This window comes from Burkholderia sp. B10 (assembly GCF_004368385.1).
In the GTDB taxonomy this organism is placed as follows: Bacteria; Pseudomonadota; Gammaproteobacteria; order Burkholderiales; family Burkholderiaceae; genus Burkholderia; species Burkholderia vietnamiensis.
On the sequence record NZ_PQMX01000003.1, the window covers coordinates 130,501 to 144,392 of the forward strand.

The 13,892-nt window shown below is 66.6% G+C and carries 8 protein-coding genes and 1 pseudogene; 6 read left to right on the forward strand and 3 right to left on the reverse strand.

What is annotated here, in order from left to right; translation table 11 throughout:
- Positions 1-2: 2 nt before the first annotated feature.
- Complete coding sequence (locus tag C3Y15_RS02650; protein ID WP_045579547.1) at positions 3-1,163, forward strand: hybrid sensor histidine kinase/response regulator; 1,161 nt, start codon at positions 3-5, stop codon at positions 1,161-1,163.
- A 30-nt stretch (positions 1,164-1,193) separates the two neighbouring features.
- Here C3Y15_RS02650 and C3Y15_RS32135 read toward each other — a convergent pair.
- Positions 1,194-1,462: pseudogene (locus C3Y15_RS32135) on the reverse strand (transposase); the annotation flags it as partial.
- Between the two features lie 331 nt (positions 1,463-1,793).
- On the opposite strand from C3Y15_RS32135, the gene C3Y15_RS02660 reads away from it, so the two are divergent.
- Both C3Y15_RS02660 and C3Y15_RS02665 read left to right on the forward strand, forming a co-directional pair.
- On the forward strand, positions 1,794-3,515 hold the full coding sequence (locus C3Y15_RS02660; RefSeq protein WP_043292587.1) for a methyl-accepting chemotaxis protein: 1,722 nt from the start codon (positions 1,794-1,796) through the stop codon (positions 3,513-3,515).
- A gap of 36 nt (positions 3,516-3,551) precedes the next feature.
- Positions 3,552-4,064, forward strand: coding sequence for a chemotaxis protein CheW (locus C3Y15_RS02665; RefSeq protein WP_011879818.1), 513 nt, complete (start codon positions 3,552-3,554; stop codon positions 4,062-4,064).
- Between the two features lie 165 nt (positions 4,065-4,229).
- Here the strand turns inward: C3Y15_RS02665 and acnB are convergent, their stop codons facing one another.
- Positions 4,230-6,815 carry a bifunctional aconitate hydratase 2/2-methylisocitrate dehydratase gene (gene acnB, locus C3Y15_RS02670; protein WP_011879819.1) on the reverse strand — a complete coding sequence of 862 codons (2,586 nt, stop codon included), beginning with the start codon at positions 6,813-6,815 and terminating at the stop codon, positions 4,230-4,232.
- A gap of 447 nt (positions 6,816-7,262) precedes the next feature.
- On the opposite strand from acnB, the gene C3Y15_RS02675 reads away from it, so the two are divergent.
- Both C3Y15_RS02675 and C3Y15_RS02680 read left to right on the forward strand, forming a co-directional pair.
- Entirely contained in the window at positions 7,263-8,183 is a 921-nt protein-coding gene (locus tag C3Y15_RS02675) for a LysR family transcriptional regulator (RefSeq protein WP_011879820.1), read from the forward strand.
- Between the two features lie 402 nt (positions 8,184-8,585).
- Positions 8,586-11,099: an EAL domain-containing protein gene (locus tag C3Y15_RS02680; RefSeq protein WP_124259735.1), complete on the forward strand. Its 2,514-nt coding sequence runs from the start codon at positions 8,586-8,588 to the stop codon at positions 11,097-11,099.
- Positions 11,100-11,183: 84 nt separating this feature from the next.
- Here C3Y15_RS02680 and trpS read toward each other — a convergent pair whose 3' ends face one another.
- Positions 11,184-12,197, reverse strand: a complete 1,014-nt coding sequence (trpS, locus tag C3Y15_RS02685) for a tryptophan--tRNA ligase (protein WP_124259736.1) — start codon at positions 12,195-12,197, stop codon at positions 11,184-11,186.
- A gap of 351 nt (positions 12,198-12,548) precedes the next feature.
- On the opposite strand from trpS, the gene C3Y15_RS02690 reads away from it, so the two are divergent.
- On the forward strand, positions 12,549-13,892 hold the full coding sequence (locus tag C3Y15_RS02690) for an NAD(P)/FAD-dependent oxidoreductase (RefSeq protein ID WP_043292738.1): 1,344 nt from the start codon (positions 12,549-12,551) through the stop codon (positions 13,890-13,892).

A 13,892-nucleotide genomic window follows, 5' to 3' on the forward strand; every position in this document is an offset into this window, starting at 1 on the left:
CGATGCGAGAGCACAACATGGACGCGCCCGTCGTGCTCGTGGTCGACGACACGGCAGCGAATCTCGGGCTCGTCGTCGATACGCTGGAAGCCGAAGGGATGCGCGTGGCCGTCGCGCGCGACGGCCACGAAGCGCTGCGCCGCGCCGAACTGGTCAAGCCTGACCTGATCCTGCTCGACGTGATGATGCCTGGCCTCGACGGCTTCCAGACCTGTCGCGCGCTCAAGGACAATCCGGTCACACGGGATATCCCCGTGATCTTCATGACGTCGCTGACGCAGACCGAGGACAAGATCACGGGCTTCCGCGTCGGCGCGATGGACTTCGTGACCAAGCCGCTGCAAATGGAAGAAGTGGCCGTGCGCGTGCAGACGCATCTGCAGCTGCATGCATTGCAACGCTTGCAGCAGGAACAGAACGCGAGGCTCGAAGAAGAGGTGAGGACGCGCATCCAGGCGCAGGACGCGTTGATCGAAGTGCTGAACGGTGTTCGCAATGTGTCGAACGCGATTGCGCACGATCTGCGCACGCCGCTCACCGAACTGCGTTCGAGACTCGAGGTGCTGCTGCTCGGGTTGCGCAAGAAGGGCGACGAAGACACGCTGGGCCAGCTCGAAGTCGCGATGACCGACGTGGACCGCGTGATCGGCATTTTCAATGCGCTGCTGCGTCTCGCCGAGATCGATGCGGGCGTGCGGCGCTCGGGTTTCGTCAAAAGCGACGTCGTGACCATTCTGTCGGATGCCGTCGAGTTCTATCAGCCGGTCGCGGAGTTGCGCGGCATTTCGCTGACGCTGTTGCTGTGCTCGGAAACCGAGGTGCTGGCCGAGGTCGACCCGTTGCTGCTCGCGCAAGCGATCGGCAATCTGATCGACAACGCGCTGAAGTATGCGCAGGACAACGGCGAGGTCGAGGTGTCGCTGTGTGAGCGCGACGATCGGATCGAGGTCACGGTGTCGGATGACGGGCCCGGTATTCCGTTTGCCGAACGGTCCAAGGTGACGGAGCGCTTCTATCGCGGCGACCGAAGCCGGGGAACGCCGGGCGTCGGGCTCGGGCTTGCGCTCGTCAAAGCGGTGGCGACGCTGCACCATGGTTTTCTGGAGTTCGCCGACAACGAGCCGGGCCTTGCAGCCACCATGACGATACTCCGGTTCAGCTGAACGGCTGCGGCTCGCGGCATATCAGAATCACACGAAGCGTCGGCAGTCGTTGCGACTGCCTTCTCCATTGCGTCGCCTGAATGCGGCGACGGTCTTGAAGTCCGGCGCATGCCGGCCAGTCAAACCCCATCAGTTCAAGATCGCGCTGGCACGGTCGCGCCAGGCGACGGCTCGGCTGCACGCGATCGAGGCAGCCGCGACGTCGATCTGGAGCAGCACGGTCGGGTGATAGGGCGGCCGGCGCTCGCAGGCGTTGCCCCTTCGAATCCCAGGGAAGCCGGCTCCGGTTCTTCGACGAACGGGCTCGCTCCGGAAGCAATGCTAAGGTCGCCTGCCCAAATTCGCCGGTTGCACCGGACATTGTCGGACGCCTCCGGTGTATTGCACGCCAGACCAGCCGAGCGACTCATGGTTAGGACTCGCACGCTAGTGATTTGCGCGCGCACCCAGGAATGACGTGGCCCGCCGGATGAATCAGGTTCTCCAGAACCCTGACGCAAACGATTGGGACGATAGAGGCGCTCAAGGATGGTTGCGAAGCACCCGTTAAAGCAACAAGCAGCGGGGAACTCGATGACGGCCGAGCATCCCGGCAGAGGCTTCGAAACTGAATCGATGGGGGTATGAAACATGAGTTCCAAACGAATGACTGTCCGTACGAAGCTCACGGCGACCTTCAGCCTGCTGGCGGCGCTGGTGCTGGTGGTATCGGGTCTCGCGCTGAACGCGTTGAACGAGGCGAACAATCGTTTTTCCGGATTCGTCAGTGGAATCAACGGTCGCGCCCAGATGGCTGCGTCCGTCCGTACCGCCGTCGACGATCGCGCGATGGCCGTACGCAACCTCGTCCTGGTCACCGCGCCTGCGGACGTCGAGATCGAAAAAAATGCCGTCAGCGACGCCGAGCGGAGAGTCGAAGCCAACCTGACGAAATTCAAGGCGATGGTGGCCAGCGCGCCCGACATGAGCGAGCGGGAGCGCAGCCTGGCGGCTGAAATTCCACGCATCGAATCGCTTTATCGCCCGGTGGCGCTGGAGATCGACAGGCTTGCCGTGAGCAATCAGCGCGACGCGGCCATCGCCGAAATCGACACCAAATGCCGGCCGCTGCTTTCTACCCTGATCAAGGCCTCCAACGACTATGCGGCCTTTGCCAATGAACGTGCGGCCGAGATGGTCAGGCAGTCCGAGGATCAATTCTCGAACCAGCGCATGCTTTTGATCGGTATCTGTCTGGCGGCGGTCGCGATGGCGATGATGGCCGGCGTCCTGATTACGCGGGGCCTGCTGCGTGCGCTCGGCGCCGAGCCGGCCGCGCTGGGCGAAGTGACGCAGCGAGTGGCCGCCGGCGATCTCAGTGTGGTGGTGGGGGCGAAGGACGCGCCTGCGGGGAGCGTGCTTGCCGCAATGGGGGCGATGCAGGCCAGCCTCGTGAGGCTGATCGGGCAGGTGCGGACCTCGGCAGACAATATCGCCACCGGGTCGAGCCAGATTGCTTCGGGCAACCAGGATCTGTCGTCGCGCACCGAGCAGCAGGCGTCGTCGCTGCAGGAGACTGCGTCGAGCATGGAGGAACTCACGTCCACGGTGAAGCAGAACGCGGAGAATGCGCAGCAGGCGAGCGCGCTGGCTGCCAACGCATCGGAAGTTGCACAGAAAGGCAGCACCGTGGTCGGACAGGTCGTGGAAACGATGACCGACATTAGCCAGAGCTCGACGAAAGTCGCGGATATCACCGGGATCATCGAAGGCATTGCGTTCCAGACCAACATCCTGGCGCTCAACGCCGCGGTGGAAGCGGCGCGCGCCGGTGAGCAGGGCCGTGGCTTCGCGGTGGTCGCGAGCGAAGTCAGAAGTCTCGCCCAGCGCTCGTCGAGCGCGGCAAAGGAGATCAAGGACCTGATCAATGCCTCGGTCCAGAAGATTCAGGACGGTTCGGCGCTCGCCGGTGAAGCCGGCAAAACGATGGCCGAAGTCACGCAGGCGGTGGCTCGTGTGACCGACATCATGGGCGAGATCGCAGCGGCTTCGGGCGAGCAGAGCCGGGGGATCGAACAGGTCAACCAGGCGATCACGCAGATGGACGAGGTCACGCAGCAGAACGCGGCGCTGGTGGAAGAAGCGGCGGCGGCTTCGACTTCGCTGGAAGATCAGGGCCGTCAGCTGAGCGAAGCGGTGGCCTTCTTCCGCGTCGAGGGCACACGCGCGAGCCAGCCGGTTCCGGCTGCGCCGAAGCCGGCACGGCGTCCGGCTCCCCGCGCCGCGGCAGGCAAGGCCACGGCGCCCGTGGCGCGACCGTCCGAGCCGGCAGTCGCTGCCGCTGGCGCGACTGAAGACTGGCACACGTTCTGAGCAGACCGTCACCGATCGACAACTGGAGAAAGATTCATGAACGCAGTACTTGAAGATCCGCACACGAAGGGCACGCGCGGACAGGCCGCCGTGCGAGACACGCAGGAGTTCGTGACGTTCCGGCTGGGTGCCGAGGAATACGGCATCGACATCCAGCGAGTGCAGGAGATCCGCTCCTACGAAACCCCGACGCACATCGCCAACGCACCGGCGTTCGTCAAGGGCGTGATCAACCTGCGCGACGTGATCGTGCCCATCGTCGATCTGCGGCTGAAGTTCGCGCTGGAATCCGCCGAGTACAACGACGCGACGGTCGTCATCGTCCTGAACGTCGCGCGACGGACGGTGGGCATCGTCGTGGACGCGGTGAGCGACGTCCTGGCGCTGGCGCCGGCCGATCGCCGGCCTGCGCCCGAATTCGGGGTGATGGGCGACGCCGGGTTCATTACCGATCTCGGCTCGGTCTCGGACGAGGACGGTGACCGGATGTTGATCCTGCTCGACATTGAACGGCTCATCGAGACTGTCGACGTCGGCCGGCTCGCCTGACGCGGGCTGGGTCCATCGCTTCATTTTTCGACCGGATGGTCTGACGCGCGCCCCGGCGCATCGCGCGCCGCCCGCAACAAAAAAAATGGCGCCGCAGGCATCGAGCCCGCGGCGCCATCGGATCTCGCTGCGGCAGGTGCAACCCGCCGCAGCTCGACCGCATGCTTACATCTGCACGGTATCGGCGACTTCCTTGAAGTCTTCGATCTGGTCGAAGTTCATGTACTTGTAGATCTTGTCGCCGTTCGCGTTGAGCACGCCGATGTCGGCCATGTACTCTTCCTTGGTCGGGATCCGGCCCAGACGCGAGCAGATCGCAGCCAGTTCCGCCGAGCCGAGGTACACGTTCGTGTTCTTGCCCAGACGGTTCGGGAAGTTGCGGGTCGACGTCGACATCACCGTCGCGCCTTCGCGCACCTGTGCCTGGTTGCCCATGCACAGCGAGCAGCCCGGCATTTCGGTGCGGGCGCCGGCCGTGCCGAACACGCCGTAGTGACCTTCTTCCGTCAGCTGCTTCTGGTCCATCTTGGTCGGCGGCGCGACCCACAGCTTGACCGGAATGTCGCGCTTGCCTTCGAGCAGCTTCGACGCGGCACGGAAGTGACCGATGTTGGTCATGCACGAGCCGATGAACACTTCGTCGATCTTCGCGCCGGCGACTTCGGACAGCGTCTTCACGTCGTCCGGGTCGTTCGGGCACGCGACGATCGGCTCATGGACGTCGGCGAGATCGATCTCGATGACGGCGGCGTATTCGGCGTCGGCATCCGGCGACAGCAGCTTCGGATCGGCCAGCCACTGCTCCATCGCTGCGATGCGGCGTTGCAGGCTGCGCGCGTCCTGGTAGCCCTGCGCGATCATCCACTTCAGCAGCGTGATGTTGCTGTGCAGATACTCGATGATCGGTTCCTTGTTCAGACGCACCGTGCAACCGGCAGCCGAACGTTCGGCCGATGCGTCCGACAGCTCGAATGCTTGCTCGACCTTCAGGTCCGGCAGGCCTTCGATTTCGAGGATGCGGCCCGAGAAGATGTTCTTCTTGCCTTGCTTCGCGACCGTCAGCATGCCCTGCTTGATCGCGTACAGCGGAATCGCGTTGACGAGGTCACGCAGCGTGACGCCCGGCTGCATCTTGCCCTTGAAGCGGACCAGCACCGATTCCGGCATGTCGAGCGGCATCGTGCCGGTGGCGGCCGCGAATGCGACGAGGCCCGAGCCTGCCGGGAAGCTGATGCCGATCGGGAAGCGCGTGTGCGAGTCGCCGCCGGTGCCGACGGTGTCGGGCAGCAGCATGCGGTTCAGCCACGAGTGGATCACGCCGTCGCCCGGACGCAGCGCGATACCGCCGCGCGTGCTGATGAAGTTCGGCAGCGTCTGGTGCGTCTTCACGTCGACCGGCTTCGGATAGGCGGCGGTGTGGCAGAACGACTGCATCACGAGGTCGGCCGAGAAGCCGAGGCACGCGAGGTCCTTCAGTTCGTCGCGGGTCATCGGGCCGGTCGTGTCCTGCGAGCCCACCGACGTCATCTTCGGTTCGCAGTACGTGCCCGGACGCACGCCCCGGCCTTCCGGCAGGCCGCATGCGCGACCGACCATCTTCTGCGCGAGCGTGAAGCCCTTGCCGGTGTCGGCCGGCTGATGCGGCAGGCGGAACAGCGTCGACGGCTGCAGGCCCAGCGCTTCACGCGCCTTCGCGGTCAGGCCGCGGCCGATGATCAGCGGAATGCGGCCGCCGGCGCGCACTTCGTCGAACAGCACGTCGGACTTCACCTGGAATTCGGCGATGACCTTGCCGTCCTTCAGCGCCTTGCCTTCGTACGGGCGCAGTTCGACGACGTCGCCCATGTTCATCTGCGACACGTCGAGTTCGATCGGCAGCGCGCCGGCGTCTTCCATCGTGTTGTAGAAGATCGGAGCGATCTTGCCGCCGAGGCACACGCCGCCGAAACGCTTGTTCGGCACGAACGGGATGTCCTGGCCGGTGAACCACAGCACCGAGTTGGTCGCCGACTTGCGCGACGAGCCCGTGCCGACCACGTCGCCGACGTACGCGACCAGGTGACCCTTTTCCTTCAGCGATTCGATGAACTTGACCGGGCCGCGCTTGCCGTCTTCTTCCGGCGTGATGCCCGGGCGTGCGTTCTTCAGCATCGCCAGCGCGTGCATCGGGATGTCCGGGCGGGTGGTGGCGTCCGGCGCCGGCGACAGATCGTCGGTGTTGGTTTCGCCCGTGACCTTGAACACGGTGATGGTCAGGCTTTCCGGCACTTCCGGACGGCTCGTGAACCATTCGGCGTCGGCCCAGCTCTGCAGCACGGCCTTCGCGTGGGCGTTGCCCTTGTCGGCGAGTTCCTTCACGTCATGGAACTGGTCGAACATCAGCAGGGTTTTCTTCAGCGCGTCGGCCGCGACGGACGCGACGGCTTCATCGGACAGCAGCTCGATCAGCGGCTGGATGTTGTAGCCGCCGAGCATGGTGCCGAGCAGCTCGGTCGCGCGTTCGCGCGAGATCAGCGGGCAGGCCGTCTCGCCTTTCGCGACGGCGGCCAGGAAGCCGGCCTTCACGCGCGCGGCTTCGTCGACGCCGGCCGGCACGCGATGGGTGATCAGATCGAGCAGCGTCTGCTCTTCGCCGGCAGGCGGGTTCGTCAGCAATTCCACCAGTTCGGCGGTTTGCTGAGCCGTCAGCGGCAGGGGAGGGATACCGAGCGCGGCGCGGGCGGCCACGTGAGCACGAAAGTTTTCAAGCATGGGGGGACCTGCTGAGATTGCGTTTCAGGGGAAGGGCTTTCCAGGTACGCCGGGGCTGCTATTCCGGATACTGCGTCAATGCTTGGACGCAATTGTAGTCGCAATGTGGTCAAGCGTCAAATGTCTTATGTCTTATATAAGAGTTGGTTGCCGCGGCAGCGGTTGGCGCGTCGCGTCTTCGCCGCGATGCGGCAACGCATCGGTGCGCACGAAGGCGGCGGCCGGCGCGGGCCGGGCGCCCGGCGAGCCGGCCGTGCGTGCGGATGAGCGGACGAATCTGGTGGAAAAGCGTCGCCGCCGCTGCCAAAATGACGCCCCCGTGGCGCCCCGTGGCGAACGGCCGCGCCGGGCCGCCGCGCGTGCCGGCGGCCGGGCGCCCGGCCGGTGTCGGACCGGCGTCCGGACCGGCGTCCGGATCGCCGCGGGCCTACCTGAAAGGTGATCGTTGTGAAGTTGTCGTTTGAGGTCATGGAGGCGCTCGATGCCATCGACCGCACGGGCACGTTCGCGGAAGCGGCCGTGCTGCTCCACCGCGTGCCGTCCGCCTTGACTTATCTGGTGCAGAAGACCGAGAGCGAGCTTGGCGTCACGCTGTTCGATCGCAGCGGGCGGCGCGCGCAGCTGACCGACGCGGGCCGTCTGCTGGTCGACGACGGCCGCCGCCTGCTGCGCGCCGGGCGCGAGCTGGAGGACCGCGTCCGCGGCGTCCATGCGGGATGGGAGGCGGAGCTGCGCCTGTGCGTCGACGAAATCCTGCCGCTTGCGTCGTTGTGGCCCCACGTGCGCGCGTTCTACGCGCTGCAGATGACGACGCGGCTGCGTTTCTCGACCGAAGTGCTCGGCGGCGTGTGGGACGCGCTCGTTTCCGGGCGTGCCGATATCGCAATCGGCGCGGCCGGGGAGCCGCCGCACGCGCCGAACCTCGCCGCAAGACCGATCGGCGTGTTGCGCCACGTGTTCGTCGTCGCGCCGCAGCATCCGCTCGCCGCGCTCGACGCACCGCTCGACAGCGGCGTCATTTCGGGCCATCGCGGCGTGGTGATCAGCGACACGTCGCGCGACCTCGAACCGAAGTCGGTGGCCGTCCACGACGGGCAGCCGGTCATCGTCGTGCCGACGCTGGCCGCCAAGCTCGAGCTGCTGTGCGAAGGCCTCGCGGTCGGCATGCTGCCGGCGCCCGTCGCCGAGGAGCCGATTCGTCAGGGCAAGCTCGTCGAGCGGCGGCTGACGGGCGTGCGCGAGCATACGAACTGCTATCTCGGCTGGCGGGAGGACAAGGCCGGGCGCGCATTGAGCTGGTGGCTCGAGCAACTCGACGAGGCCGACCTGGTCGCGGCGCTGTTCGGCGCGCGCAGCGCGGCCGCGTGACGCGGGGCCGACCCACGACGACCGTGCGCGGCGGCAGCGGCGCCGAAGGCGACCGCTGCCGGAAGTGCGCCCGTCACGCGGCAGCGCTACATTTCGCCGCGCCGCCCTGTAAATGTCGCCACGGGACTCAATTCTTGTTCGAACCTGTCGTTAACCCGGAATGGCCGCTCTCGATGGGGCCGTACGCCGGCGTATGGATGTGCCGAACGATGGAATAGCCAACGCGCCGCGCAAAAGTGTCGCGCTCGTCGCGACGGCGACCGGTCGGCCGGTCGCCTTCAAGGCCGTTGAGCAGGCAACCGTTCGGCGCAAATGCAATCACATCTTGCCTGCCGTTGCAGGCGAGCCCGCAGGGTGCCCGATCGAAGTGCGCCGGCGAGGACTTTTCGTGTTGATTAGAGAATGTACCCGAACAGCTACGATGTTCCGATTGGACGCCTCGTCGCGCGTCAGATCCTGTCCTGCGACCCTGCCACGCCGGTGCGCGAGGTTGCGCGGCGCATGTTCGCCGAGCGCCGCAGCTCGATCGTCGTGATGGAGGGCCAGCAGGTCGTCGGCATCTGGACCGAGCACGACGCGCTGTCGGCCGGCGACGATCCCGACGCGCTCGACCGCCCGGTCGGCGAGGTGATGAGCCGTCCGGTGCTGACGCTCGACGCGTCGACGCCGCTGGGCGAAGCCGCGATGCGATTCAAGGAGTCGGGCGTGCGGCACTTCATCGTGGTCCGCGACGGCGCGGCGATCGGCGTGCTGACGCAGACCGACGTCGTCGTGAACCAGGGCCCCGAATTCTTCCTGCACCTGAAGCCGATCGAATCGATCCGCGTCCATCTGCCCGTGGTGGTGTCCGAGCACGATGCGCTGCCCGACGTCGTCGCGCGGATGCGCGCGCAGCGGCTCGATGCGATTCTGGTCCGCTACGACGACGGCGAGCACGGCATCCTCACCGAACGCGACGTCGTGCGGCTGCTGGCCCAGAGCGGCGTGGGAGGCGCGGTGGGCGCATGCGCGAGCAAGCCGTTGCAGATGCTGCTCGCCACGCAGAGCCTGTATGCGGCGCAGCGCTTCATGACCGAGCACAACATGCGGCACGTGGGCATTCGCGACGAGGAAGGACGACTCACTGGCCTGCTCGGCTTCGCCGACGTGCTGCTGAGCATCGAGCACGAATACGCGAACGAGCTGCGCAGCGCGCTGCGCGAGCGCGACGAGGCGCTGGGCCTCGCGCGCTTCAACCTGCGCATGGCGGACCGCGTGTTCGAATCGGCGCTGGAAGGGATCATGGTGACCGATCGCCACGCGCGGATCGAGCGCGTGAATCAGGCGTTCACGCGGCTGACCGGCTACACCGAGGACGAAGTGGTCGGCCGCAACCCGGCGATGCTGAGCTCGGGCCGTCAGACGCCCGATTTCTACAAGCAGCTGTGGCATTCGCTGACGACCGACGGCCACTGGCAGGGCGAAATCTGGAATCGCCGCAAGAGCGGCGAGCTGTTTCTCGAATACCTGACGATCACCAGCATTCGCGACAACGCCGGCGAGATCTCGCACTACGCGGCGATTTTTTCCGACATCACGCAGCGTCGCCAGGCCGAGGAGCGGCTGGGCTATCTCGCCACCCACGACGTGCTGACCAATCTCGCGAACCGCGCGCTGTTCGAGGAGCGGCTCGCGCGCTCGATCGTCCAGGCGAAGCGGCTCGGCCGCAAGGTCGCGGTGATGTACGTCGATCTCGACCGCTTCAAGCTCGTCAACGATACGCTCGGCCACAACGCCGGCGACGAGGTGCTGAAGGTGGTCGCCGGGCGCATCGCCGGGCAGGTGCTTTCGAACGACACCGTGGCGCGCATGGGCGGCGACGAGTTCGCGATCGTGCTCGAGGAGTTCGACGACGTGCGCGACGTCGGCCGCATCGCGCGCAATCTGCTCGACGAAGTCGGCCAGTCGATCGAAATCGAGGGTCGCGAGATCTTCGTGACGCCGAGCATCGGCATCAGCATCTATCCGGACGACGGCATCGACGCCGAACATCTGCTGCTGCTCGCGGACCAGGCGATGTACGGCGCGAAGAACCGCGGCAGGAACGTGTTCCAGTTCTTCGAGAGCAAGATGACGTCGTCGGCGATCGAGCAGCTCGAAACGCTCGGCGAGCTGCATCGTGCGCTCGAGCAGAACGAATTCAGGCTGTTCTACCAGCCGCAGTACGATCTGGCGAGCGGCCGGATCGTCGGGGTGGAGGCGCTGCTGCGCTGGTTGCATCCGCGCCGCGGCCTCGTCGCGCCGGGCGAGTTCATCGGGCTCGCCGAGCGCTCCGCGTTGATCGTCCCGATCGGGCGCTGGGTGCTGCAGGAGGCGTGCCGCCAGGCGCGCCGCTGGCTCGACGAAGGCTTCGAGTTCGGGCGCGTGTCGGTGAACGTGTCGGCGCGCCAGTGTTTCACCGACCATTTCCTCAGCGACCTGACGACCATCCTCAGCGAAACCGCGTTGCCGACCAAATGCCTGCAGCTGGAGCTGCTCGAGAGCATGGCGATGAACACCCGCGAGGAGATCGGCATCCTGCTGCGCGAACTCGCGATCCGCGGGATCAGCCTCGCGATCGACGATTTCGGCACCGGCTATTCGTCGCTCGTGTATCTGAAGGATCTGCCCGTCGATACGCTGAAGATCGACCGCTCGTTCCTCACGGATTGCGGGACCGGCAGCACGGACGACGCGATCGTGCGCGCGATCGTCGCGATGGGGCGCGCGCTCGGCCTGCACGTCGTGATGGAGGGTGTCGAGACCGAACAGCAGCTGAGCTTCCTGCAGGAGATCGGCTGCCATCAGGTGCAGGGCTTCCTGCTCGCGCGGCCGCAACCGGCCGAGCAACTGGCGCGAAGCGTGTCGCGCCGCGGCGCGGAGCTGCTCGTCGACTAAGGCTTCGCGCGCGGCGGCAGGCGACCTTGTGAGCCGTCCGGGCGCCGTGCGGCGCCCGTGGCTCACGAGCGCCCAAGCGCCGGCTCAATCGAAGTACGTGAGCCCCATCGCGCGCTTCACCTGCGCGAGCGTGGTGCTTGCGACGCCGCGTGCATGCATCGTGCCGCGCTTCAAAATCGCCATCACCTCTGCCTTGTCGGCTTCGAATTCGCGGCGGCGCGCGCGGATCGGTTCGATCAGCGCCTGCAGGCGCTCGTCGAGCACCCGCTTCACGACGCTGTCGCCCAGCCCGCCGCGGCGATAGTGCGCCTTCAGCTCGTCGACCTTCTGCACGTCCGGCTCGAACGCGTCGAGGAACGTGAACACGACGTTGCCCTCGACCTGGCCGGGGTCGCTCACGCGCAGATGGTTCGGATCCGTATACATGTCCTTCACCGCGCGCGTGATCTCGTCGGGCGTCGCGCCGAGCGTGATCGCATTGCCGAGCGACTTGCTCATCTTCGCCTTGCCGTCGATGCCGGGCAGCCGCGTGACGGCCGACAGCACGGCCTCGCATTCGACCAGCACCGGCTGCTCGACCGTTGCGTTGAAGCGGCGCACGAGTTCGTTGGTCTGCTCGATCATCGGCAGCTGATCGTCGCCGACCGGCACGTGGGTCGCCTTGAACGCGGTGATGTCGGCGGCCTGGCTGGCCGGGTAGGTGAGGAAGCCGGCCGGGATGTCGCGCTCGAAGCCGCGCAGCCGGATCTCCTCCTTGATGGTCGGATTGCGCTCGAGGCGCGCGACCGTGACGAGGTTGAGCAGGTATTGGGACAGCTCGGCGAGCTCGGGCACCTGCGACTGCACGACGATCGTCGACAGCGCCGGGTCGATGCCCACGGCCAGATAGTCGAGCGCGACCTCGATCACGTTTTCCGTGACGCGCTGGCGGCGCCCCATGTTGTCGGTGAGTGCCTGCGTGTCGGCGAGCAGCAGGAATTGCGTCGCGTCGTGCTGCATCTGCACGCGTGCGCGCAGCGAGCCGATGTAGTGGCCGAGATGCAGCGGGCCGGTGGTGCGGTCGCCGGTGAGGATGATCGGTCGGGCAGGGTGCGTCATGACGAGTGGGCTCCGGGTTATCGCCGCCTTCAACCATGACGCAGCCGCAGAAACGACGATGCCGCCATGGCTGGCGGCATCACGTTCGGGACATGCAAGAGGAAACGGGCCGCCTGGGTCAGGCGCGCCACCAGCGATGCAGGTTCGGCGAGGCAGGTCGGGTTTCCATCGCGCAAGTATAGCGCAGCGCGCCGGCCGCGGCCGTTCGCGCTCCGTCGCCCCAAGCTTTTTGCTCGTCAACAACCACAAAAATGATCGTTTCGCACGCGTCGGCGTGTCAGCAGAATGTCTCCGTTCCCGGTCGCGCGACGACACGCGCAGCGCAGCGGGCCGCACTTCAAGGAGACAGCCGTGGCAGTGGAAACAACTTCGATCGATACGCTGGTGGTCGGCGCCGGACAGGCCGGCGTCGCGATGAGCGAGCATCTGGGCAAGCTGGGCGTGCCGCATCTCGTGCTCGAGCGCGACCGCATCGCCGAGCGCTGGCGCACCGCGCGCTGGGATTCGCTGGTCGCGAACGGCCCCGCATGGCACGACCGCTTCCCCGGCCTGGAATTCGCGGGCCTCGATCCCGATGCGTTCGCAACCAAAGATCAGGTCGCCGATTACTTCGACGCCTATGCGCGCAAGATCGACGCGCCGATTCGCACCGGCGTCGACGTGAAGAACGTCGTGCGTAACGCCGGCAAGCCGGGCTTCGTCGTCGAGACGTCCGACGGCACGATCGAGGCGACGCGCGTGGTGGTCGCGACGGGGCCGTTCCAGCGCCCGGTCATTCCGCCGATCGCACCCGACGATGCACGCATCCACCAGATCCATTCCGCGCACTATCGCAATCCGGCGCAGTTGCCGGACGGCGCCGTGCTGGTGGTCGGCGCGGGCTCGTCGGGCGTGCAGATCGCCGACGAGCTGCAGCGCGCCGGCCGGCAGGTGTATCTGTCGGTCGGCCCGCACGATCGTCCGCCGCGCGCGTATCGCGGCCGCGACTTCTGCTGGTGGCTCGGCGTGCTCGGTGAATGGGACAAGGAAGCGGCGACGCCCGGCCGCGAACACGTGACGATCGCCGTGAGCGGCGCGCGCGGCGGCCACACGGTCGATTTTCGTGCGCTCGCGAATCGGGGCGTGACGCTGGTCGGGCTGACGAAATCGTTCGACGGCGGCGTCGCGGCGTTCGAGCCCGATCTCGCGATCAATCTCGCGCGCGGCGACGACAATTATCTGTCGCTGCTCGACGCGGCCGATGCGTATGCGGCCCGCAACGGGCTCGAGCTGCCCGCCGAGCCGCAGGCGCGTCGCATCCTGCCCGATCCGGCATGCGTGACGAACCCGCTCCTGTCGCTCGACCTCGCCGGCGCGGGCGTGACGTCGATCGTATGGGCGACCGGCTACGCGACGGACTACGGCTGGCTGAACGTCGATGCGTTCGACGCGAACGGCAAGCCGCAGCATCAGCGCGGCGTGTCGAAGGAGCCGGGCATCTATTTCGTCGGGCTGCCGTGGCTGTCGCGACGCGGCTCCAGCTTCATCTGGGGCGTGTGGCACGACGCGAAGCACATCGCCGACCACATCGCCACGCAGCGCAAGTACGTCGACTATCACGACGCAGCGCAACGGCGCGGCCACGCGAGCGCCCGGCAGGACGACGCGCGCCTCGCACCGGCCGCTGCGCGCCCGGTCGTCGACGCGATCGACTGA

Bases quoted from the DNA above. Each gene is read 5' to 3' on its own strand.
- C3Y15_RS02650 (WP_045579547.1), top strand. From the start codon at position 3: ATGCGAGAGCACAACATGGACGCGCCCGTCGTGCTCGTGGTCGACGAC.
- C3Y15_RS02660 (WP_043292587.1), top strand. From the start codon at position 1,794: ATGAGTTCCAAACGAATGACTGTCCGTACGAAGCTCACGGCGACCTTC.
- C3Y15_RS02665 (WP_011879818.1), top strand. From the start codon at position 3,552: ATGAACGCAGTACTTGAAGATCCGCACACGAAGGGCACGCGCGGACAG.
- acnB (WP_011879819.1), bottom strand. From the start codon at position 6,815: ATGCTTGAAAACTTTCGTGCTCACGTGGCCGCCCGCGCCGCGCTCGGT.
- C3Y15_RS02680 (WP_124259735.1), top strand. From the start codon at position 8,586: ATGTACCCGAACAGCTACGATGTTCCGATTGGACGCCTCGTCGCGCGT.
- trpS (WP_124259736.1), bottom strand. From the start codon at position 12,197: ATGACGCACCCTGCCCGACCGATCATCCTCACCGGCGACCGCACCACC.